At 47.2% G+C, this 19,962-nt stretch carries 26 protein-coding genes and 1 tRNA gene; 2 read left to right on the top strand and 25 right to left on the bottom strand.

Features of this window, described 5'->3' with window-relative positions:
- Positions 1-65 precede the first annotated feature (65 nt).
- The 8 genes from M3630_RS08975 to M3630_RS08940 all read right to left on the bottom strand — a co-directional run bounded on the left by M3630_RS08975 (position 66) and on the right by M3630_RS08940 (position 4,763).
- A tRNA-Pro gene (locus M3630_RS08975) sits at positions 66-142 on the bottom strand.
- 69 nt (positions 143-211) lie between these two features.
- Complete coding sequence (folE, locus tag M3630_RS08970) at positions 212-775, bottom strand: GTP cyclohydrolase I FolE (protein ID WP_173609515.1); 564 nt, start codon at positions 773-775, stop codon at positions 212-214.
- 236 nt (positions 776-1,011) lie between these two features.
- The gene (locus tag M3630_RS08965; protein ID WP_005831316.1) at positions 1,012-1,284 is read right to left on the bottom strand and encodes an HU family DNA-binding protein; all 273 of its coding nucleotides are present in this window, start codon (positions 1,282-1,284) and stop codon (positions 1,012-1,014) included.
- Between the two features lie 237 nt (positions 1,285-1,521).
- Positions 1,522-3,000, bottom strand: a complete 1,479-nt coding sequence (gene spoIVA / locus M3630_RS08960) for a stage IV sporulation protein A (RefSeq protein WP_047069484.1) — start codon at positions 2,998-3,000, stop codon at positions 1,522-1,524.
- A 180-nt stretch (positions 3,001-3,180) separates the two neighbouring features.
- Positions 3,181-3,909, bottom strand: coding sequence for a hypothetical protein (locus tag M3630_RS08955; protein ID WP_221867110.1), 729 nt, complete (start codon positions 3,907-3,909; stop codon positions 3,181-3,183).
- Positions 3,910-3,925: 16 nt separating this feature from the next.
- Complete coding sequence (locus tag M3630_RS08950) at positions 3,926-4,273, bottom strand: 2Fe-2S iron-sulfur cluster-binding protein (RefSeq protein ID WP_251251863.1); 348 nt, start codon at positions 4,271-4,273, stop codon at positions 3,926-3,928.
- A gap of 16 nt (positions 4,274-4,289) precedes the next feature.
- Positions 4,290-4,586, bottom strand: coding sequence for a 2Fe-2S iron-sulfur cluster-binding protein (locus tag M3630_RS08945; RefSeq protein WP_251251862.1), 297 nt, complete (start codon positions 4,584-4,586; stop codon positions 4,290-4,292).
- Between the two features lie 12 nt (positions 4,587-4,598).
- Complete coding sequence (locus M3630_RS08940; protein WP_260506823.1) at positions 4,599-4,763, bottom strand: DUF2768 domain-containing protein; 165 nt, start codon at positions 4,761-4,763, stop codon at positions 4,599-4,601.
- Between the two features lie 157 nt (positions 4,764-4,920).
- Between M3630_RS08940 and M3630_RS08935 the strand changes: the two genes are divergently transcribed.
- The gene (locus M3630_RS08935) at positions 4,921-5,406 is read left to right on the top strand and encodes a hypothetical protein (protein ID WP_251251861.1); all 486 of its coding nucleotides are present in this window, start codon (positions 4,921-4,923) and stop codon (positions 5,404-5,406) included.
- Positions 5,407-5,526: 120 nt separating this feature from the next.
- On the opposite strand, the gene M3630_RS08930 is transcribed toward M3630_RS08935, so the two are convergent.
- The 17 genes from M3630_RS08930 to prsW all read right to left on the bottom strand — a co-directional run bounded on the left by M3630_RS08930 (position 5,527) and on the right by prsW (position 18,637).
- Complete coding sequence (locus M3630_RS08930) at positions 5,527-5,793, bottom strand: stage VI sporulation protein F (protein WP_173609521.1); 267 nt, start codon at positions 5,791-5,793, stop codon at positions 5,527-5,529.
- 72 nt (positions 5,794-5,865) lie between these two features.
- Entirely contained in the window at positions 5,866-6,918 is a 1,053-nt protein-coding gene (locus M3630_RS08925; protein ID WP_285860356.1) for an NAD(P)H-dependent glycerol-3-phosphate dehydrogenase, read from the bottom strand.
- 13 nt (positions 6,919-6,931) lie between these two features.
- Positions 6,932-7,534, bottom strand: coding sequence for a glycerol-3-phosphate 1-O-acyltransferase PlsY (gene plsY, locus M3630_RS08920; RefSeq protein WP_173609522.1), 603 nt, complete (start codon positions 7,532-7,534; stop codon positions 6,932-6,934).
- Positions 7,535-7,549: 15 nt separating this feature from the next.
- Positions 7,550-8,863, bottom strand: coding sequence for a ribosome biogenesis GTPase Der (der, locus tag M3630_RS08915; RefSeq protein WP_173609833.1), 1,314 nt, complete (start codon positions 8,861-8,863; stop codon positions 7,550-7,552).
- Between the two features lie 54 nt (positions 8,864-8,917).
- Positions 8,918-9,100, bottom strand: coding sequence for a capping complex subunit for YIEGIA (locus M3630_RS08910; protein ID WP_251251860.1), 183 nt, complete (start codon positions 9,098-9,100; stop codon positions 8,918-8,920).
- Positions 9,101-9,103: 3 nt separating this feature from the next.
- Positions 9,104-10,009 carry a YIEGIA family protein gene (locus M3630_RS08905; protein ID WP_251251859.1) on the bottom strand — a complete coding sequence of 302 codons (906 nt, stop codon included), beginning with the start codon at positions 10,007-10,009 and terminating at the stop codon, positions 9,104-9,106.
- 7 nt (positions 10,010-10,016) lie between these two features.
- On the bottom strand, positions 10,017-10,652 hold the full coding sequence (locus M3630_RS08900) for a YphA family membrane protein (protein ID WP_251251858.1): 636 nt from the start codon (positions 10,650-10,652) through the stop codon (positions 10,017-10,019).
- An 83-nt stretch (positions 10,653-10,735) separates the two neighbouring features.
- A complete protein-coding gene (fni, locus tag M3630_RS08895; RefSeq protein WP_251251857.1) occupies positions 10,736-11,788 on the bottom strand; it encodes a type 2 isopentenyl-diphosphate Delta-isomerase in 1,053 nt (350 codons plus the stop codon).
- 74 nt (positions 11,789-11,862) lie between these two features.
- The gene (rpsA, locus tag M3630_RS08890) at positions 11,863-13,035 is read right to left on the bottom strand and encodes a 30S ribosomal protein S1 (RefSeq protein ID WP_173609527.1); all 1,173 of its coding nucleotides are present in this window, start codon (positions 13,033-13,035) and stop codon (positions 11,863-11,865) included.
- A 185-nt stretch (positions 13,036-13,220) separates the two neighbouring features.
- The gene (locus M3630_RS08885; RefSeq protein ID WP_251251856.1) at positions 13,221-13,814 is read right to left on the bottom strand and encodes a lysophospholipid acyltransferase family protein; all 594 of its coding nucleotides are present in this window, start codon (positions 13,812-13,814) and stop codon (positions 13,221-13,223) included.
- Entirely contained in the window at positions 13,811-14,482 is a 672-nt protein-coding gene (gene cmk, locus M3630_RS08880; RefSeq protein WP_173609529.1) for a (d)CMP kinase, read from the bottom strand. Before cmk ends, M3630_RS08885 begins: the two co-directional genes overlap by 4 nt.
- A gap of 210 nt (positions 14,483-14,692) precedes the next feature.
- Positions 14,693-14,884 (bottom strand): hypothetical protein, encoded by a 192-nt coding sequence (locus tag M3630_RS08875; protein ID WP_229088044.1) that lies wholly within the window; start codon positions 14,882-14,884, stop codon positions 14,693-14,695.
- Between the two features lie 16 nt (positions 14,885-14,900).
- Entirely contained in the window at positions 14,901-15,584 is a 684-nt protein-coding gene (locus M3630_RS08870; protein ID WP_251251855.1) for a flagellar brake protein, read from the bottom strand.
- 113 nt (positions 15,585-15,697) lie between these two features.
- Positions 15,698-17,065: a germination protein YpeB gene (ypeB, locus tag M3630_RS08865; protein WP_173609531.1), complete on the bottom strand. Its 1,368-nt coding sequence runs from the start codon at positions 17,063-17,065 to the stop codon at positions 15,698-15,700.
- A gap of 32 nt (positions 17,066-17,097) precedes the next feature.
- Positions 17,098-17,757, bottom strand: coding sequence for a cell wall hydrolase (locus M3630_RS08860; RefSeq protein ID WP_221867114.1), 660 nt, complete (start codon positions 17,755-17,757; stop codon positions 17,098-17,100).
- 26 nt (positions 17,758-17,783) lie between these two features.
- On the bottom strand, positions 17,784-17,942 hold the full coding sequence (locus tag M3630_RS08855; protein WP_173609533.1) for a hypothetical protein: 159 nt from the start codon (positions 17,940-17,942) through the stop codon (positions 17,784-17,786).
- A 20-nt stretch (positions 17,943-17,962) separates the two neighbouring features.
- Complete coding sequence (gene prsW / locus M3630_RS08850; RefSeq protein WP_017248088.1) at positions 17,963-18,637, bottom strand: glutamic-type intramembrane protease PrsW; 675 nt, start codon at positions 18,635-18,637, stop codon at positions 17,963-17,965.
- Positions 18,638-18,719: 82 nt separating this feature from the next.
- On the opposite strand from prsW, the gene M3630_RS08845 reads away from it, so the two are divergent.
- Positions 18,720-19,691: an asparaginase gene (locus tag M3630_RS08845; protein ID WP_221867115.1), complete on the top strand. Its 972-nt coding sequence runs from the start codon at positions 18,720-18,722 to the stop codon at positions 19,689-19,691.
- The last annotated feature ends 271 nt before the right edge of the window (positions 19,692-19,962 follow it).

Raw genomic sequence — 19,962 nt, 5'->3', positions numbered from 1 at the left:
GGGAGAGTAGCCATTTCACATAAAAAAGAAGCCTCTGCTCAAGGCTTCTGATCATTATATGCAGATGGTCGGAATGCAGGGATTCGAACCCTGGACCTCACCCACCCCAAGGGTGCGCGCTACCGGGCTGCGCCACATCCCGACTGTACATCCGTACTATACAATATTTTACCTATAAAGTCAATATAATTTCCTTATTTTTGCATTCTGATTAACGCATCAAACTAATGACTTCTGCACGCGCAGCCGCATCTTTTTCAAACATACCGCGAACAGCAGAGGTGATCGTTTTCGAGCCTGGCTTTTTCACGCCACGCATCGTCATGCACATATGCTCTGCTTCTACTACCACAACGACGCCGTGCGGATCGAGCTTGCGCATAATCGCGTCAGCTACTGTTGCTGTAATTCGTTCCTGCAACTGCGGACGTTTTGCCACGGTATCAACCGCACGCGCGAGCTTGCTCAGTCCTACTACGCGGCCTCCACGAGGTACGTAAGCGACATGCGCTTTTCCGAAGAAGGGAACCAAGTGATGCTCACACATAGAGTAAAACGGAATGTCCTTTACTAATACCATTTCCTCATGATCTTCACTAAAGACAGTCTCGAAATACTGTTCTTCGTCTATATGCATGCCCTCAAATACTTCGGCGTACATTTTCGCAACTCGCTTAGGGGTATCCAGCACTCCTTCACGATCAGGATCATCCCCCACTGCCTCTAGGATCATGCGAACAGCTTGCTGTATTTTATCTAAGTCGACGTTCATCATTGTACCTCCTACGTAACGGCATACGCCTTGTTTCTCATCACTATGGTCTGCCTGCTCCAAATCAGTGCCAGACTTAGTGCCTGCTCGCGATCAAAGCCAATCTTACCATATCGTTTAAAAAAAGACAAAAAGATATCCCAGAATTCTCATAGGCAAACTGTATGTAGATAGAAAAAAACCCACATTTTATCAATGTGGATTTTTTTATGTAAGTGCTTCGTTCTCAAAAGAAACAACTACTTGATGGAGTCTTTGAGTTGTTTACCTGGTTTAAACGCAGGTACTTTGCTGGAAGCGATTTCGATCTCTTCACCAGTTTGTGGGTTACGACCTTTACGAGCCGCACGTTCACGAACTTCGAAGTTACCAAAGCCGATCAGTTGGACTTTATCACCAGTTTTCAATGCATCTGCAATTGCGTCAAGAACTGCATCAACTGCTTTTGTTGCATCTTTCTTGGTGAGTTCTGTGGTTTCAGCCACTTTTGCAATCAGTTCTGTTTTGTTCATTTTATTCACCTCCCCTCAAAGAACACCAAGTCCTAGCTATTATTTTTCTTAACCGAAACGAAGCGTTTTATACACGATTGGTTGTTTTTACCGATCTGACAAGCTTATAGTAATACACCGATTTCTTAAATTCAAGCCCCTCCTGTCGAAATTGAACGAAATACAAGAAAAAAAGGCATCTCGTCATGTCAGATGCCTTCCCTATATTTATTGTTTATAGGACTTTCGAACTATTTATTAGAGTATGATCGCTATCAGGCCACCCGATCCCTCGTTGATGATTCGACCCAAAGTCTCCTGTAATTTGTATCTGGCGTTGTCTGGCATCATGGTAATTTTTGCCTGAATCCCCTCTCTTACGATGGAATGGAGCGAGCGTCCAAAGATATCGGAGTTCCAGATGGATAGCGGGTCTTTGTCAAAATCTTGCATCAGATAGCGGACAAGTTCCTCACTCTGCTTCTCTGTTCCGATAATCGGAGCGAATTCAGACTCAACATCCACCCGGATCATGTGAATAGAGGGCGCTGTTGCTTTGAGTCTGACTCCAAAGCGCGGGCCCTGACGGATTAGTTCAGGTTCGTCCAAGGTCATTTCATGCAACGACGGGGCTGCTATTCCGTAGCCCGTACTTCGGACCATGTGCAACGCTTCCGCTACCTGATCAAACTCGCGCTTGGCATGTGCGAATTCCTGCATGATTTTCAGCAAGTGATCTTTGCCATTTATTTCTACACCGACGATTTCCATCAAGATGCGGTCATACAGTTCATCTGGCGCGTAGAGGTCAATCTCAGCGATCCCTTGCCCCATGTGCATACCAGCAAGAGAGGCTCTCTCTACGAAGTCATAGTCATTGAAGAAGCCGACGACACGGTCCACATCGCGTAACCGGCGGATGTCCTGCACGGTCTCACGTACAGCTTCCTCGTAGTTCTGACGGAGCCAGTGCCCGTTTTCCAGCACCATAACCCAGCTTGGCAGATTTACATTTACTTCATGAACCGGGAATTCAAACAGGACTTCTCTCATAAGGAGCAAGATTTCCTGCTCTGTCATATGATCAACTGACAAGGCCACGACTGGTACATCGTATTTTTCCTGAAGCTGGACACGAAGGTTTTGTGCTTCGTCGGAGCGCGGACGCGTCGAGTTGACAACGATCACAAACGGCTTTCCGACTTCCTTCAGCTCGTTTACAACCCGCTCCTCTGCATCGATGTATCCTACACGCGGGATTTCCGCGATGCTGCCATCCGTTGTCACAACGATCCCGATGGTTGAGTGTTCTTGGATAACCTTGCGTGTTCCGACTTCGGCCGCTTCCTCAAATGGTACAGGCTCTTCATACCACGGTGTATTTACCATTCTTGGACCATTGTCGTCTTCGAAGCCCTTTGCCCCTTGCACCGTATAGCCAACGCAGTCAACGAGGCGGACATTGATACTGAGTCCTTCTGTCACATGTACGTTAACTGCCTGATTCGGAACAAATTTGGGTTCGGTTGTCATGATTGTTCGTCCTGAAGCGCTCTGCGGCAACTCGTCTGTCGCTCGAATCCGCTCCGCTTCAGAGTTGATATTCGGGATGACAACTTGCTCCATAAACCGTTTGATAAAGGTCGACTTTCCCGTACGAACAGGGCCTACCACTCCGAGGTAGATGTCTCCGCCCGTCCGCTCGGCAATGTCTTTAAAGATGTCGACTCGTTCCACCATCGATGACCTCCTTCTATTTGTCTATTTTTACACTATGACCGATTTTCCGAATTATCCCTGACCGCCAGTATTTTCGTAGGGAATCTCGTACTAGTTTTGTGGACAGTACAAATATATGTATTTTTGCGTTAACTAGAACAAAAAAAACGACCCTGATGAGAGTCGTTTTTCACGAAGTTAATTTAGTTTGAGAAGCTGTGGTTCACCATTGACCATTTCATATGGGAACGATTTTGCGGGCACGAACATGGAATTGCGCGCCAGCACGTATCTCGGGTCTGTTTTTTCCGGCACGGTTACTTTTGTATCCCGAAGCAATTGCGCGATATCCGAAGCATAGTCAATCCCGACTTGTCCTTCAGCGTTCATGACCAGCGGCAACAAGTAAGTCCCCATCGTGGACGGCACCTGCCACGCTTTTAAGCCGAGCCGCTCGTGATCGATGGAATAGTATCCATTCCCCAAGTCTGCGAGTACAGGCAGCTTTTCGAAATGTCCCTTGTAACGGTCTACTTCGCTCTGTACATCCGCTACCGTACTGACAGCTGTCAAATGAATGAGCTTCACTGTTGGCTTAGTTTCCACATCAATCAGTACGTACTTGTACACGCCACCTTTTTCAAATGCGTTCCCAGGTACATCCGGCATGTATTTTGGGATCATCTTGCGGAAATCAATCTCGTATTTTTCAAAAATAGGAGTATCGAGCGATTTGGTTACGATTGGCAACACTGCTGTGTCTTTTTGAAATTGCTCAATCGCTTTTTGTGTTGCTTCTACAAAAAAGGTACTCGGAATTTGATTCTCTGCTCTGCGCTCATCCGGATACAAGCATCCAGATAAAAGGGAAGACAGAATCGTCAAACTAAACACAAGCTTGAACGATTTTCGCCACGATTGCCACATCTTATGTACACACCTCTTATATCCCATCTTCATTTTCTTTGCGTTGTCGCTCGAGTGCAGCCGCTACCACTGATTTCAGCTTACTTTCTGGAATACTGACCGTACAATCCTTTTCTGTCGTTTTTGCCTGACAAGCCAAACGAATCCCTTTCGCCAGATCCTTTTCAGGCAGCTTGCGCTTTTCCAGCGCCGTTGGCGGGCACAGCAGGCCATTCTCAACGACCACGCGGCACATTAGACAAGATGCGTGTCCACCGCATCTCTGCGGGATTACGACGCGAGCTGACGAAGCTACACCGACCAAGGTTTGCCCTGTCCGCGCCTTCACACTTTTCTTGCTCGGGAGAAAGGTTACTTTCCCCATTTCGTCACTTCCTTTACTAGTACGGCCGATGAGCTACCTTGACTGTTCCTGATGAAACAACCTTCGTCTGGCAGCCTAATCTGTAGCCTTCTGCGCGTTCAGCCTTTCTCAATCGCAGTTTTTCTTCTGATGTCACTTCGTTTAAGTGCTCCGCACCTTCTAAAACATGTGTACGGCATTGTGCACATACCCCTCTTTGGCATGCATGGCCCCACACGATGTTGTTCTTTTTTGCAAGAACAACAATCGATTGATTCAACTCGATCGAGACTTCATGACTGCCTGCACGAGTAAGTAGTGTGATTGTTGACATTTTTCATCCTCCCTAGACAAAAATCACAATCAAAATCATGACAAGCACGACGAGTAATAGTAAGAATGCGATGGTCTTCACAAGGAACCGCAAAAACCCATTACTTATTTTTCTGGCAAAGATCATAAGTAAATTGCAGACGAACATGAGCCCAATGGCGATTAAGGAAATGTTCATCTTTGTCATAGGATCAATATACATCGGGACTGCAGCATCCTTTGCATTTTTGCTTTATTATACCATAATTCCCCCTCATCGTCTGACGCTTGCGAACCTAATACTAGACATTCGCATAGACTATCGTGATGAATTCGCCCATTGGAGGGATGAAACGTTGAGTAATAAAGTAAGTAATCGAAAATGGCGGAATCCATATGCGCCTATACCCAGCAAAAAATTAAGCGACCAAGTCGAGAATGTCTCCCTTTCCATTTCACCGAAAAGAATCCTGCCCGCCGTTGATTTGCGCACCTCTGTTACGAAAATGCGCCATAACATCAAAGGGATCGGGAGCACGATTCGGCAGGTAGAAGACACGATGGATTCGTTGTACGGGGCGATGGAGATGATTGAGAACCTCGGAAAACGCACGCCTGAGCCAGAGGTCGTTGCCGAAAAGCCTGCTGCTGCTGGCAAACGCAAAACTGCTCCTGAGCCACAAAAGACTGCAGAAACAACAACACCGCCGGAATCAGGCTTAGGCAACCTATTGGCCAATATAGATATCGGGCAATTACTGGGGCTCCTGCAATCCCCCTTGGTCCAGAACTTGATTACACAGGTAAGCAGCAACTCCAAAGAACGAAAAAAAGAGGGATAAGATCCCTCTTTTTTTCTTGCAATCTGTAGGTCAGCCATGTCCCTGTAGAGCCATGATTGTTCCTAGTCTTACTGTATGACGGTTTTTGTTGCAGGTAACGGGCATAATCGCCCATTTCTCTTATTTGAGCAGCTTGGTCAAGGTGGACATGTCATTGAGGTTGATTTCCTGATTGCGAAACATTTCAATGACCTTATCTTCCTTTTCAGGAGTTAATTGCTTGCCGCTAAGGGTAGCGAGCGTGCGAATGATTTGACGCAGCTTGGTCTCGTCTTCAAAGTCACTGCGCTTGACCTGACCAGCAAGTGAGCGAAGCTTTTCTTCATCGACATTTTCCGTTGCTTTCCCTTGCAAACGCTCAAAAAGTCGTTTCGACATATTATTCATATGAAATCTCCTCCTGCACATGGGCTTTCACCCTATCGTATGTGCAGAAGCCTAAATCGGTGATACATGATTTTATTCCGCATCGGGATTGAGGAACGCCATTTCAAAGGTTTTTCCGCGCCCCATCAATTCTTCCACGCCTTGACGAGCTTCTTTTCCTTCAAACAGCATGCCATATAGAACCGAAGTGATTGGCATCTCAACCTGCTCGCGTTGCGATAAAGAAAAGGCTGCATTTGTCGTGCGAACGCCTTCGACGACCATACCCATCTGTGCCAGTACGTCATCGAGTTTTTTTCCTTGTCCGAGCATGTAGCCTGCACGCCAGTTTCGGCTGTGTTTACTCGTGCATGTGGCAATCAAATCGCCAACACCAGCAAGGCCCGAAAACGTAAGCGGCTTAGCACCGAGCTTGATACCCAGACGGCTAATTTCCGCCAAGCCTCGGGTCAACAGGGCTGCCTTAGCGTTGTCCCCATACCCTAAACCATCAGACATCCCTGCACCAAGTGCAATGATGTTCTTCAACGCTCCGGCGATCTCAGCGCCAATCAAGTCCGGATTGGTATACACACGAAAATTCGTATTCATCAGCAGATCCTGAGAGCGCAGCATGCTTTCTTCGGATTCAGACGCCATCACAACTGTCGTTGGTTGCCGTTTGACTACTTCCTCAGCATGGCTCGGTCCTGACAGCACAGCCAATCTGGACGCAATCTCTTTCGGTATCTCTTCCGCAATGACTTCTGACATTCGCTTCAGGCTTTCCAGTTCAAAGCCTTTTGTCGCATGAATCAAAAGTACATCCGGTTCCAGGTACGGAGCTACTTGCTGACAGATTTGGCGCATGGCATGGGAAGGAACAACGAGAAGAACAATGCGCTTGCCAACGACAGCCTCTTGAATATTGGTGGTTGCAACAATGTTGGCCGAAAGCTTTTCTCCCGGCAGGTACTTCTCATTCACATGCTTGCTGTTTATTTCTTCTGCCAGCTTTTTATCCCGTACCCAAAGCGTAACCTGATGCCCGTTGTCCGCCAAGACTGTAGCAAGTGCCGTTCCCCAGCTTCCGGCACCAATCACCGTAACATTTTGAATCAATACGTCCCCCTCCACTTTTCTCATGTCCGTTCGTACATTATCCCAGCTTCCGGTTGGACTTGTCTCCTAGTTTTCGTTCGTTTCCTGCAAGAAGATTGCGGATATTATTATAATGACGAATGTAAGCAAAGATTGCGATCGCCAAGCTCGCCCAAACAAAGGAGATAGGTTTGTCCAACAAGTAAAGGGTGAATGGAATAACCGTTACGATCACCAATGATCCTAATGAAACGAAGCGAGTGATCGCAATGACTACGACAGCCAACACGGCAGCGATCAAAAATGCCAAGGGAGAAAACCCTAACACGACACCTAGCGTGGTCGCAATGCCTTTCCCTCCACGGAATCCAAAAAAGATCGGCCAATTGTGACCTGCGATAACAAACAGGCCTGCCACCGCGTATGCTGCCGGGTCCCCCGTCATCAGGTGAGTCAGTCCCATCGCAGCTATTCCTTTTAGTGCATCAAGAAGGAGAACGGCAATGCCGGGGCCTTTACCTAACACCCTGAGGGTATTGGTTGCACCGGCATTTCCGCTGCCATGAGAACGAATGTCAATTCCTGCGACTTTTTTGGCGATAAGATAGCTAAAGCTAATAGAACCGATTAAATAGCTAAGCACCCAGGATAATAACACCATGGCGTTTTTCTCTCCCTACGTTTTTTTCCGTGTCCAGATTCTAACTGGTGTGCCTTCAAATACAAAGGCTTCACGGATCTTGTTCTCTATGTAACGTTCATAGGAAAAGTGCATGAGTTCCGGATCGTTCACAAACAGAATGAACGTCGGTGGTTTCACTGTTGCTTGTGTCGCATAGTTGATCTTCAAGCGTTTGCCGCGATCAGATGGTGGAGGTGTACGAATCGTCGCATCGGTTACCAAGTCATTGAGAACCGCGGTAGGAATGCGCATCGCATGTGCTTGAGCTACTTCATTGACCTTCGGTAGAATCGTATGGACACGTTGCTTCGATTTTGCAGACACATACAGAATCGGAGCATAATCCAGGTATTTAAACTCTTCGCGGATCAATTCTGTGAAGCGTTGCATCGTTTTGTCGTCTTTTTCAATCGCATCCCATTTGTTCACGATAATAATGACACCGCGGCCAGCCTCATGTGCATAACCTGCGATTTTCTTATCTTGCTCGATAATGCCTTCTTCCCCGTTAATGACAACAAGAACGACATCGGAATCTTCAATGGAACGCATGGCACGCATCACACTGTATTTTTCCGTTGTTTCATACACTTTTCCACGCTTGCGCATACCTGCCGTGTCTACGAGAATGTAGCTTTGGTCATCACGCTCAAATGGCGTGTCGATCGCATCACGGGTCGTTCCGGCAACATCACTGACAATGACTCGCTCTTCACCTAGAATCGCATTCGTCAAGGAAGACTTCCCGACGTTTGGACGACCGATGATGGATACACGAATGACATCATCTCTTTTCTCTTCGTCATCCTCTGCTGGGAAATGCTGAACCACTTCTTCCAGCATATCGCCCAAGCCAAGACCATGGCTACCCGAGACAGGGAATGGCTCACCCAAGCCCAGAGAATAAAAATCGTAAATATCCGCACGCATTTCCGGATTATCCGCTTTGTTCACCGCGAGTACGACAGGTTTTCCTGTCCGATTCAGCATTCGTGCCAGTTCAACGTCCGCATCTGTCACACCTGTACGGCTATCTGCAATCATAATGATGACATCTGCTTCGTCAATCGCAAGCTCTGCCTGGTAACGCATCTGTGTAAGAATCTCGTCGGTCTCGCCAAACTCAATTCCACCGGTATCAATCACATGGAAAGTATGAGTTAACCATTCACCTTTCCCGTACAGGCGGTCACGGGTTACTCCCGGCATATCCTCCACGATCGCGACTCGTTCGCCAATCAATCTGTTAAAAATCGTGGATTTCCCCACGTTGGGTCTCCCCACAATGGCTACCACTGGTAATCCCATAATCAACAACACTCTCTCTCATTTTACGTTTTGACTAGCTAATCATACCATACACTACTTATGCCGAACAATGATAAGGGTACCGGCGGTTACTTCATGCACCATCCCGTCTAGTATCTTTTCCAGCGTGAAAGCTGTTTGTTGCATCTTCTCGGTAGTAGACTCGATAAAAATCGGCACACCACCCGCTATCCTGTCTTTGTTCGTGGTAATCACCGCCAAGATTACTCCTGTCATGGCCTACAGCTCCTTTTTCACGATTCTAGTCTTCGTTGGCATTCGGAAGACGCTTTCGAGAATCGGGACTGCACGAATGACGGACGTTGCACGTTCCACATCTTTTTCTTGCGGCAATAAAAATACACCTAGTCTCCCTGACTTTATATCACGTTTTACCAAAGGTGTTAGCGATGGCTCGCCCGTATCTGTATATACGCCGAGTTGCGTCGCAACATCGTGCAAAATTGCTTGCCGCTGACCTGGATGGGCAATCGTGACCTTGGCATTGGCATCCCTCGGTGTCAGAACAAAACCCAGGCCATGCTCGCGTATGATCTCTTGGGCATCTGCCAACCCGACGTTCATGATGTAAATGTCGTTCACATACAAGTCTCTTCCTTCCATTCTCACTTCTCCCGGCTCGATCTCTGCAATCAGCGATAATGTTTTTCCAGAGCGCAGCTTGCGAGAAATCAATAAGGCGAGGACACCTGCAATGACACCTCCCCACCAATGAAAGAGAATGGTTGCCGTCGTTGTCACCAATGAGGTAAACATGACCATGTAATTTCGTCCTTCAAACACCATGGCAATCCCTTCGATATAGGGGCCTCCACGGGGAACCAGCTCCTGTTTATCGATCTCGTTGAGCGTAGTGCGTTCCATGTTCCTGACATCACGGAATTGTTGAGCAGCCAACGTCAAAAATGTGACTGCGGTGTAATTCTCCTTGAGCAACGCAGGCATCGCTAACGCTCCGAGCGCGGATGCGATCACCCCTAGTGAAACGTGAATAATTTTCCCGTGCGGATAAGTTGGATATTGTCGATAATCCGTGCGCAAAAGATGAATCCGGCACATAATGCCGAATAGGAAACCGAGAACTAACGGAAAAACATAATCATAAGCTAGCAATCCCTTCAACACCCTAGCGTCACCTACCCGTATCGGAATGAGAAGACTCTGTTTCAGTTCTACCAAGGATACGACGAATCGCAGACCAGACTATGCTGACGAGAGCCCATAGAGATAGGCAACTCCACAGCAAATCTTGCGCATACTCCGATCCCCAATGACAGGAACCCGACAATTTCCAAAAATATAGCGAATGTATCGCATCTGCGAGAGGCATTGCGAGCATAAGCTGAAACAGCTGTCCCAGATTTGTTCTGCTCATCAAAAAAATCGTACTGACTCCAACAGCGGGTACGATGATCCTCTCATCCCAAAACAGCAAGATCGGATCGGTAAAAAACAGCCAGCGCAGCCAAAATAGCAAAAGAGCCGTTGCCAGCGCACTCAGCACGTACAATCTGCGTATTTTGGACGTGAGCTTGGTGTAAAGGAAAATGCTTGCGATCAGTGGCAATATCGTTCCACTCAGACTAACTTGAATGGGGGCAAAGTAGATTTCCCAGCTAACAAACGTACAAATTAAAAATGCGCTGATCACTGCGAGCACTCGTCTGCGTTCCATCTTCATGTTTCGTAGCTGAAAGTCAAAGCTTCCCATCCATACAAGACACAGCAAAGACCACTGAATAAGGATCGCAACGGTTCCCTCGTTCATGTTCATCTCCTCAAAATGATGGTTGTCTCCCCAAAGTATGCCTCAACCAAGGAAATTTCATGAATCGAATGCTCGTCCACTACTTAACGTTGCGCCAGTTCCTCTAATTGCATGTGACGAAGCTTAGCTCTCTCTGCTGTTTTACCCGTGATCATTACAGGAGTACAAACGGCCTCAGACAGACCTTTCATTCCTAGTGCGGTCATCGCCACACGAATTTGATGATGCCATCTGTCGACGGTAGACAAGCACTCTTCCAGAGATTCGCGTTGAACCAGACGCAGCATTGCCCCTGCCATTCCAACAGCGGACGCACCTAAAGAAGCTGCTTTGACAACATCGAGTCCATGACGAACACCACCAGTTGCTATGTACGACATTCCTGAATGACCGATAGCATTCGCTTCCAGTAAGCTCTCCACCGTCGTAAATCCCCAATCCTCGAACATGACCTGAGGTTGATCACTTCGCATATTTTCGACCTGAGCAAAATTTGTTCCGCCTCTTCCACCCACATCGATTGTTCTGATCCCGATTCCTATGAGCTTCTCGATTGATTCCTTCGCCATTCCAAAACCGACTTCTTTGACAATAACCGGCACATCCAGACTCTCCCTGATTGCTTGTATCCGCTCAAGATAGCCGCGAAAATCCCGGTCCCCCTCAGGCATCAGCAGCTCTTGCATGACATTCAGATGGATTTGCAGTCCGTTCGCTTCAATCATCTCCACAGCTGCTATTGCCTGCTCCACTGTTGCCTCTGCCCCTACATTTGCAAACAAGATCCCCTGTGGATGTTCCCTTCTGACAATCCGATAGCTATCCATAACATCTGGATCACGCAGAGCGGCCATTTGTGAGCCAACAGCCATAGCCAGATTTCGTTCTCTCGCAATGATCGCCAGTTTTTGATTGATCTGCGTAGTCCCACCAGCTCCACCCGTCATCGCATTAATTATTATCGGTGAGGAGAGTCGCAAAGATGCGATCTCGGTGTCCAGTGAGGTTTCAGCATACGCTGCATTCGGCAAGCTGTTCGGAACAAAGCTAACATCATCAAAGCTATTCGCACTATCTTCCCCGGTGACAAGAGCGTTTCGAATATGGTCCAGTTTTCTAATCGAACGACGATCCATTGTACCCCTCCTAGCTTTCACTCCCAGAAAAAAGGGATACGCCAGAGCGTATCCCCATGAATCCTACTTTTATCTTACTTAAACTTGTCTTTCAGATCACCGAACAACTCGCCCAATGTCACGCCCATTGGTTGGTTGTTTTCCTGCGTGAATTGTTGCTGTTCACGCTTGCTCGCGCGTTCTGCCTGCTCCACACGGTCTTCTTCGACTGCACGGATACTCAGGCTAATACGCTGTTCTTGTGGAACAACATCCAAAACCTTCACCTGTACTTCTTGGCCCTCTTTCAGCACCTCACTCGGTGTATTCACCCGGCGATTTGCAATCTGGGAGATGTGTACGAGGCCTTCGATTCCAGGAGCCAGCTCAATAAATGCACCGAAGGACACCAAACGTTTTACCGTTCCATTCAAAATAGAGCCCGCTTTGAAATCTTCTGCAACGCTCGCCCATGGACCTGCTTGCGTTTCCTTAATGCTAAGGCCAATGCGCTCGTTTTCGCGGTCAATTTTGAGGACCTTCACTTGTACTTTGTCGCCTTCCTTCACAACATCGGACGGCTTATCTACACGGTTCCAAGCAAGTTCAGATACGTGAACCAATCCATCAACACCACCGATATCCACGAATACGCCGAAATCGGTCATGCGCTGAACCGTTCCCTCCAATACTTGACCCACTTGGATTTTATCCATAATGGATTGCTTTTGCACTTTTGCTTCGTCTTCCAAAACCGCTTTGTGGGACAGGATGACTTTATTCTTTTCCTTATCCATTTCTACTACTTTCAAAGCCAATGTTTTGCCTTTGTAATCAGAGAAATCTTCAACGAAATGACGCTCTACCATGGAAGCCGGAATGAAGCCGCGAACGCCTACATCAACAACAAGGCCGCCCTTCACTACTTCTTTCACGGTCGCTTCAATGATTTCACCCGCTTGCATTTTTTGCTCAAGATCAGACCACGAGGATTCCATCGCAACTGCTTTCTTGGAAACAACGAGCTCTTCTTTCTCATCGTTTAACTTGATGACTTTCACTTCGAAAGTATCACCAACTGCTACTACATCAGATACCTTTTCAACATGCAGTGGAGACAGTTCGCTGATAGGAATCAGACCATCGTACTTGTAGCCTAGATCTACAAGCGCTTGTTTGTCCTCAACTTTTGTTACGGTTGCTTTTACGACATCTCCTACAGAAATGGTTGTTGCATCCGTCAAGCTTACGTTCGTTTCTTCCATCATTCAAAAGACCTCCTTAATACCATCCAGTCCCAAACATCTATGTACAGGTTGTGTACAACCTCACTACACGAAGCGGGAGCATGTATATTTTTAACTGTCGCCTGATGGCTGGCAGTTAGTACTGATGAAGCCAGTAAGTTCCAGCAGATTTAGTATTCGTCCCTTTAGCAATTCTATACCGTTTGCTAAGAGAGATGCTGGTTTCGTAATTGCTTGATGTGCTCCATAATCAGATCGCTCGTTTCCTTCAACGTATCAGTGCTTGCTTTGGCCTCGCGCAGTTGAGTCAGATCGATCGGTTTACCGTAAACGATCTTAATGGAACGAAACGGTCGATATGGCCCGATAATGGCAACCGGAATGACCGCAGCTTCTGATTTGAGCGCGAACATTGCCACACCCGGCATCGCTTCCCCTGGTTCCCCTGTTTTGCTGCGGGTTCCTTCAGGAAAGATTCCAAAGATTTTTCCATCTTCAAGCAATTTGAGAGTCGTACGAATGGCCGCACGATCTCCTGCACCCCGTTTGACCGGAAATGCACCGAATTTGGTAATGAGAAAGGATAAGACCGGAATTTTGAACAGCTCTTCTTTGGCCATGAAATGAACCTGACGCTCGATGCCACCCCCGAGAAGAGGTGGATCCCACAAAGAAATGTGGTTAGCACAAAGGATCACTGGGCCTTCCTTAGGTATATGTTCACGCCCGATCACTTGCCAACGAAAGACAAGCGAAAAAATGATGCGAAAAAAACCTCTGAATAGACGATAGTAACTCAATGGGTTGACTCTCCCGTTCGCTCGCAGATTTGCAAGATGCGATCGACCACCTGATCAATGGTCATTCCTGTTGTGTCTACCAAAACGGCATCTTCTGCCTGACGCAACGGTGCGACTTCTCTCTGCATGTCCCGTCGATCTCGCTCTTCGATTTCTTTTTCCAGCTCAGCCAAGTCTGTCTGGGTACCTTTTGCGAGTAGTTCCTTCCAGCGGCGTTCTGCACGCTCTTGGATGGAGGCCGTCAGAAAAATCTTCACATCAGCATCAGGCAAAACATGGGTACCGATATCTCTGCCGTCCATGACGACATTGCCTTGGGTTGCCAATCGTCGCTGGAGCACAAGCATTTGTTCACGGACGGAACCGTAGCTCGCTACAATGGAGGCGTACTGGCTCACTTCTGTGGAACGGATCCAGCTTGTGACATCGATTTCATTCCAGTATACATGTTGCTGTCCGTTTTCCCGAATGAGTTGAATCTTGTTTTTTTGCAAAAGTTCGGAAACTGCAGACTCATCGCTGATAGGGAGCTGATGGTGGTGGACTGCCCAAGCAAGGGCACGATACATGGCACCCGTGTCAATGTACACGTATTCCAGTTGTCCCGCTACTTTTTGGGCGACAGTACTTTTGCCTGCTCCCGCTGGTCCATCAATGGCAATGTTCATTACTTCTCACCTGCTATGTACGTTAGTTCGGATGGGAATAAAACAAGAAAAGCTTCTGTCGAAGCCCTTTCCCATTCTTTGTGTGATGAAAAACGATATTCCGTTTTTCGAATTTGGCTGTGACCACTAGCGGTCTACAAAAAAAACGATCCAAGACCGTTTTCTATGTTATCTATAATAGTACCATAGTATGGAAGCATGCGCAAACCTTTAGGGCTCTCTGGACACGCCTTCCAAGCGCTCTGTTTCGATTAATACTAGTCTAGCGGGTACGTACTGAATGAGGACCTCGCCTATGGTCAGTACAATCGCACATACGACAATTCCAATCATGATGCCTTTTTCTACCCGTTTGGAAAAGCTGCGAAAACGATCGTTGTACTGACTGGTCAATAGGGTCACTTCCTCTGATGAAGCGTCAATCTACAACGCCTTTTTTGCGAAGCTCTAGCTGTCTCTCGTAACACGCTCTAACCACTTTTGCCCGATCTTGCTCGCTGATTTGGGTGAACTTACCCGAAATCCATTGGTGCAAGCCTTTTTCTTCCGCTGGTTTTTGTCTGACGATTTCCATCTCAACAAAAGCATGTTGAACCTGTCCATTTTTACTTGGAAGGGAAATCCAGACGTGCAAATTGTCTTTTTCCTTCAAATGATAGCTTTCCTCACAGCTAAAAGACAGCCCACCACCACTGATATCTAACGTTCGTGCCAGAAAATGATAGCGTCGAATCGGATCATCCAGTTTGACTGCGATGTCTAATGTAGTGTCAATTCTCAAGTAGTTTCGTCGCTGTGTGCGCACAATCTCCTCTTTAGCAGGCAGTTGCAGAAGCAGTACAGGAATGTGATTGTTTTCCCTGCCGATAATTGCAGAGCGGAATTCATAGCGTGAGCCATCCTCGCCAACATACCAAACCAAGCATGGTGTCCCTGGTTGAAATACCCCAGTCCGTCCAGTGTTTTCGCTGGTTGGCAGCTCGATGGAAGCTACATCTTCCTTCAAATCGGCCACACGGCTTTTGAAAGTTTGCAGCTCCGTTTCTTCTGAGGAACTCGTGAAGTTTAGTCTTATTGTTTGTCCTATTCGTGGAAGCATCATAAAGTAACTGTTCCTCCCCTTCCTATCACCCTTTCCATTATATACCCTTTTGTTTCGAATCAGCAAATAGGGAAAGCCGCTAAAAAACTAGCTTTCCCCCTATTTTTTTAACACTATTGTCCTTCGTTCTGTCCTGATCCCGTTTCCATTTTCACAACTTCCTCTTCTTCTCCGTTCATGGCATTGATGTAGACCATGTACGAATTTCCTTCAAAGCTCCCTGTCATTTCCCACGTCAGCACTTCTTTTCCATCGTTTTTCCCTTCGATAAGAGCAAGTCGCTGATCCGTCACTTTTACGCTCGGATTGACTTTTTTCCTTGCTTCTTCTTTGGAGAGACGAGGCTCGGAGAGAATTCTCTTTTTGTGATTAAACAGATACTCCGTCGAATTATAGGCAGTAACCTCTCCGTTATCCAACGCGATTTCGACGACCACCCCGTCCGGATAAATTCTGACGCCATCCTGAACTGGCACAAACGTAAAGAGCGCGTTGCGGTCGTAGCTGTCAATCTCAGAGACCTGCATATTGTCAAATCCATGGTTGCGCAAGAACACGCGACCTTTTTCTTCGGCCTGCTTCATGTCCAACTTCTCCTCGCCAACTCCACGCTCGTTCATCATCCAAACAACTTTTCCACCGCGTTTGGTGACATCGAGATTAATGGCCGTCTTGTGCCCGTTTGGCGTGACACGTACGCTATACGCTGAGTATTCCTGCCCCTTGCCGTTATCGTTTACTTCTACTTTCGCATCTCCTGGCTTCAACCCGAGAAACGCCAGTGCATTCTTCTCTGCTTCCTCTTTGGTGGCTGGTTTGCCATCGATCCCTTTGATTCGCTGCTGCTTTTTCTTGTCGAGACTCTGTATCCCGACGCCCCAGTCTAAATCAGGGTATTCCTGCACTTTTTTCTCAATGGTTTGGAATCCGTCGATGATGGTATTGTCCTCTTTGTTTTTATTAGAGGCCAATGCCGTCTCGACATCCATCCATCTCAATTGTTTGTCCATCGCGACGGTTTGTACCTTGCGCAGCTCATTCTGGATATCCTGTGCTTGTGTGTGTAGGCTTTTCAATGTCTTGTATTCACTCTGACTTAACGGCTGCTTGTCCAGGTCACGTACAGCGACACGATAGGAAAAATCTGCAACCCTCGACAGCATTTCTTCTGTTTTGTTAAATGCCATCAGGGTCAATGGCAGTTGTCCGACATCCGCTTGTGCTGCATAGGAAAGGCGCCAGACATTCGTCAAGATGGGAGTCATTTGTCTGCGAGAGTTGACCACCAGCGATTTGCCAAGCTCATCATGCAGCTTGTCCACATGATAAGTGAGATCGTGGAAAGCCCTTTGGTATGAGTTTTCCGCTTTGATCAAGACCGAGTTCTTCTCATTATGCTCCTGATACCCCCACACGCCAGCGCCTATTAAGGCGACCAGGGCAACGGGAAATAACACGCGTGCTGTTGCTCCATATACCATCCCTTGCCACTCCTCCTTTGATTACGCGTCCATTATCTACAAAAGATGTGTTTCCCGATCTTTTTAACCTGCGGTCTGGTCCAAATCCAACCGGACGTTGCTGTATCTGGATTGAAATAGTACGTGCAGCCTCCCGACGGATCCCAGCCGTTTAGTGCGTTCTTCACTGCTTTCATCGCACTTTCATTAGGTGTAAGCCATATTTGACCATCAGCAACTGCTGTAAAAGCGCGTGGTTCGAATATCACAGCCGAGGGCGTATCAGGAAACGAAGGGCTCTTGACGCGGTTTAAAATAACGGCTGCGACAGCTACTTGCCCTTCAAACGGCTCTCCTCTTGCCTCTCCGTAAACAGCATTTGCCATGATTTTCAAATCATTGTCAGAGACCCTTGAAGGATGAAAGCTGGCTTTGGTTTTGGCCGTCTGATTCTTTGCAGCAGGTGCAGCCATCTGTTCTTCGTGTACAGCAGCTGCATTCTTTTCCTTCCAGACAACCTTGTATCCATTCAAGCCCGCTGCTACCAACATCACCAACACACCTGCGATCCAGATTGTACGCACGGCTGAATCCTCCTTGGCATGTATTGAAATCTTTGCATAGTGTTGGTGGAGGAAGAATGGATTATGCATGAAAATCTGGATATAGAAAAAGACCGATGCTATTTGCATCGGCCCACATAGATTGGTCACGCTTTTTCAGTTGGGAATGGAAAAGATCAGGACTCGTCAATTCGAAAATGCTTGTCGTTGTCACACAGGCACTGCTTGAAACCTGTTTCTATTTGCCCTCCAGGTTCTCGCTGGCCACGTAGTGTAAACTTTTCTCCACATACATTGCATTGAATGGTCACTTTTGCTCGATCAGTTTTTAGCACGTACGACTCCTCCTTACCGTCTATTGTGGACGTGAAGAGAGATTTTTAGAACCGAAATCGTGTGCTCTTTGTACCTTTTTTAAGCCCTGCCACCACAAAACAAGCATGAATGGCACAATCACTACCAACCAGTTTTGCACCGCCAAAAAAATCACGTTGTACAGGGCATGCAAGCCGATCGGCAAGGTAATCGACATCCATAAAAAAAGCCGCTCATGTTTGGCGTCCTTGGAAAACTTGGCCCGTCCGAGATAATATCCCATCCACACTGCAAACAACGCATGGCTGGATACCGGCAAAAAGGCACGCCAGATGGCGATATTCGTTCCATTGATAATAAGGTAGAACAAATTCTCCAACGTAGCAAAACCAAGTGACACCGCAACTGCATAAACAATTCCATCGTATGGCTCATCAAATTCCAAATGTTTATAAACCGTAAAATAGATGACCATCCATTTAAAAAATTCTTCCACGACAGCGGATTGGAAAACTTCCGCGACAATGCCATCCCGCCAGTTCCATTCATTCTGCATGATGTACTGAAGTACCATAATGGGTACGACCAGCAACATACCAAAGATAAACGACCGGATTACCATCGAAATCGGCTCCGGTTCGAGACTGTCACGCAGGTAAAAGTAACTTAAGATGGCGATACCGGGGGCAACTGCCGCGCCGATCAAAGCAATCATCTTTTATTACTCCTTTACACAAGGCTATTGTTCATCGTACCATGAATACTGGTTGATGAAAACCCGCTACAGGAGAGAGATCATGTCAAAAAAAATTTTGGTAGTGAACACAGGCGGTACGATTGCCATGTCTGTCGATGACTCAGAAGGCGTAAAGCCATTGGATGATCAAGCTGTCAACAAAATCCTTCCTTTTTTAGAAAAACACGCGGATGTCACCATGAAAAATGTACTCAACCTACCTAGCCCTCATATGACTCCTGCGATCATGAATCAACTGCGACTCTATATTGAGGAAGCCTTTCAACAAGATCATTATGATGGCATTGTTATTACCCACGGGACTGATACGTTGGAGGAGACCGCATACTTCCTCGATCTGACTTTGTCGGTCAACGTCCCGATTGTCGTGACTGGAGCCATGCGCAGCAGCAATGAGCTTGGTGCTGACGGTCCCGTCAATCTCATTTCTTCCGTTCGTGCAGCCGCAGACCCCGACAGTTTGAACAAAGGTGTTATCGTTGTTTTTAATGACGAAATTCACGCGGCACGTCACGTAACGAAAACACACACGAGCAATGTCGCTACCTTCCAGTCGCCACAATACGGACCGATTGGAACCATTGCGAAAAAAAGTGTGCAGTACCACCATGCTCCGTTGGATCGAGAGCATTATGCCATCACGCAAGCTGATGCGAATGTGCCGCTGATCAAAGCAGTTGCTGGCATGGAGCCTGCTTGGCTACAGTTTTTATTGGAGCAGCACATTGATGGACTCGTCGTAGAGGCGTTTGGATTAGGAAATCTTCCACCCGCTATCATCCCTACCCTGCAGCAACTTCTCGACAAAGGCGTACCGATCGTGCTCGTCTCCCGCTGCTACAATGGACAGGTGCAGGATATCTATGACTATGAAGGTGGAGGCCGCAAACTAAAAGAGATGGGCATCATCTTCTCCAACGGCTTGAACGGGCAAAAGGCTCGTCTCAAACTAATTGTAACGCTGCAAAAAACACGGACTTTCAAAGAACTGCAGCAGTTGTTCGACCACTAAATAATAGGACTACAGCCTCCTGATTCTTCAGGAGGTTTTTTTCCTTAAAAACAGAACTTGAACGGTGCTGTAGTGGTGGGGAGGAAACAGGAGAAAACGCTCAGATTCTAGGGCCACCACCTGGGGGATTGACTGCACGATTCCATGCAAAAAGCGAAACCGAGTCCAAAGTTGTCCCTTCAGGATGTATTTCAGAGGTGGACGCTTAAGAGCGTGTTTCGCTTTTTGCATTGCGTCTCGGTCGGTGTCCCTAAGATCTTCGCTTTTTTCT

It is taken from the genome of Brevibacillus sp. MER 51, assembly GCF_023714195.1.
Lineage (GTDB): Bacteria > Bacillota > Bacilli > Brevibacillales > Brevibacillaceae > Brevibacillus.
This window is presented reverse-complemented; position numbering and strand designations above follow the sequence as displayed.

What these genes read in the sequence shown, in the direction of transcription:
- M3630_RS08940 (WP_260506823.1), bottom strand. Translation starts at nt 4,763, where the DNA reads ATGAACATTTCCTTAATCGCCATTGGGCTCATGTTCGTCTGCAATTTA.
- cmk (WP_173609529.1), bottom strand. Translation starts at nt 14,482, where the DNA reads ATGAACATTGCCATTGATGGACCAGCGGGAGCAGGCAAAAGTACTGTC.
- M3630_RS08845 (WP_221867115.1), top strand. Translation starts at nt 18,720, where the DNA reads ATGTCAAAAAAAATTTTGGTAGTGAACACAGGCGGTACGATTGCCATG.
- M3630_RS08900 (WP_251251858.1), bottom strand. Translation starts at nt 10,652, where the DNA reads ATGAACGAGGGAACCGTTGCGATCCTTATTCAGTGGTCTTTGCTGTGT.
- ypeB (WP_173609531.1), bottom strand. Translation starts at nt 17,065, where the DNA reads ATGGTATATGGAGCAACAGCACGCGTGTTATTTCCCGTTGCCCTGGTC.
- rpsA (WP_173609527.1), bottom strand. Translation starts at nt 13,035, where the DNA reads ATGATGGAAGAAACGAACGTAAGCTTGACGGATGCAACAACCATTTCT.
- M3630_RS08950 (WP_251251863.1), bottom strand. Translation starts at nt 4,273, where the DNA reads ATGGGGAAAGTAACCTTTCTCCCGAGCAAGAAAAGTGTGAAGGCGCGG.
- M3630_RS08930 (WP_173609521.1), bottom strand. Translation starts at nt 5,793, where the DNA reads ATGAATAATATGTCGAAACGACTTTTTGAGCGTTTGCAAGGGAAAGCA.
- M3630_RS08945 (WP_251251862.1), bottom strand. Translation starts at nt 4,586, where the DNA reads ATGTCAACAATCACACTACTTACTCGTGCAGGCAGTCATGAAGTCTCG.
- M3630_RS08910 (WP_251251860.1), bottom strand. Translation starts at nt 9,100, where the DNA reads ATGACAGGAGTAATCTTGGCGGTGATTACCACGAACAAAGACAGGATA.
- M3630_RS08870 (WP_251251855.1), bottom strand. Translation starts at nt 15,584, where the DNA reads ATGATGCTTCCACGAATAGGACAAACAATAAGACTAAACTTCACGAGT.
- M3630_RS08925 (WP_285860356.1), bottom strand. Translation starts at nt 6,918, where the DNA reads ATGAGAAAAGTGGAGGGGGACGTATTGATTCAAAATGTTACGGTGATT.
- M3630_RS08955 (WP_221867110.1), bottom strand. Translation starts at nt 3,909, where the DNA reads ATGTGGCAATCGTGGCGAAAATCGTTCAAGCTTGTGTTTAGTTTGACG.
- plsY (WP_173609522.1), bottom strand. Translation starts at nt 7,534, where the DNA reads ATGGTGTTATTATCCTGGGTGCTTAGCTATTTAATCGGTTCTATTAGC.
- folE (WP_173609515.1), bottom strand. Translation starts at nt 775, where the DNA reads ATGATGAACGTCGACTTAGATAAAATACAGCAAGCTGTTCGCATGATC.
- prsW (WP_017248088.1), bottom strand. Translation starts at nt 18,637, where the DNA reads ATGATTGCTTTGATCGGCGCGGCAGTTGCCCCCGGTATCGCCATCTTA.
- fni (WP_251251857.1), bottom strand. Translation starts at nt 11,788, where the DNA reads ATGGATCGTCGTTCGATTAGAAAACTGGACCATATTCGAAACGCTCTT.
- M3630_RS08965 (WP_005831316.1), bottom strand. Translation starts at nt 1,284, where the DNA reads ATGAACAAAACAGAACTGATTGCAAAAGTGGCTGAAACCACAGAACTC.
- der (WP_173609833.1), bottom strand. Translation starts at nt 8,863, where the DNA reads ATGGGATTACCAGTGGTAGCCATTGTGGGGAGACCCAACGTGGGGAAA.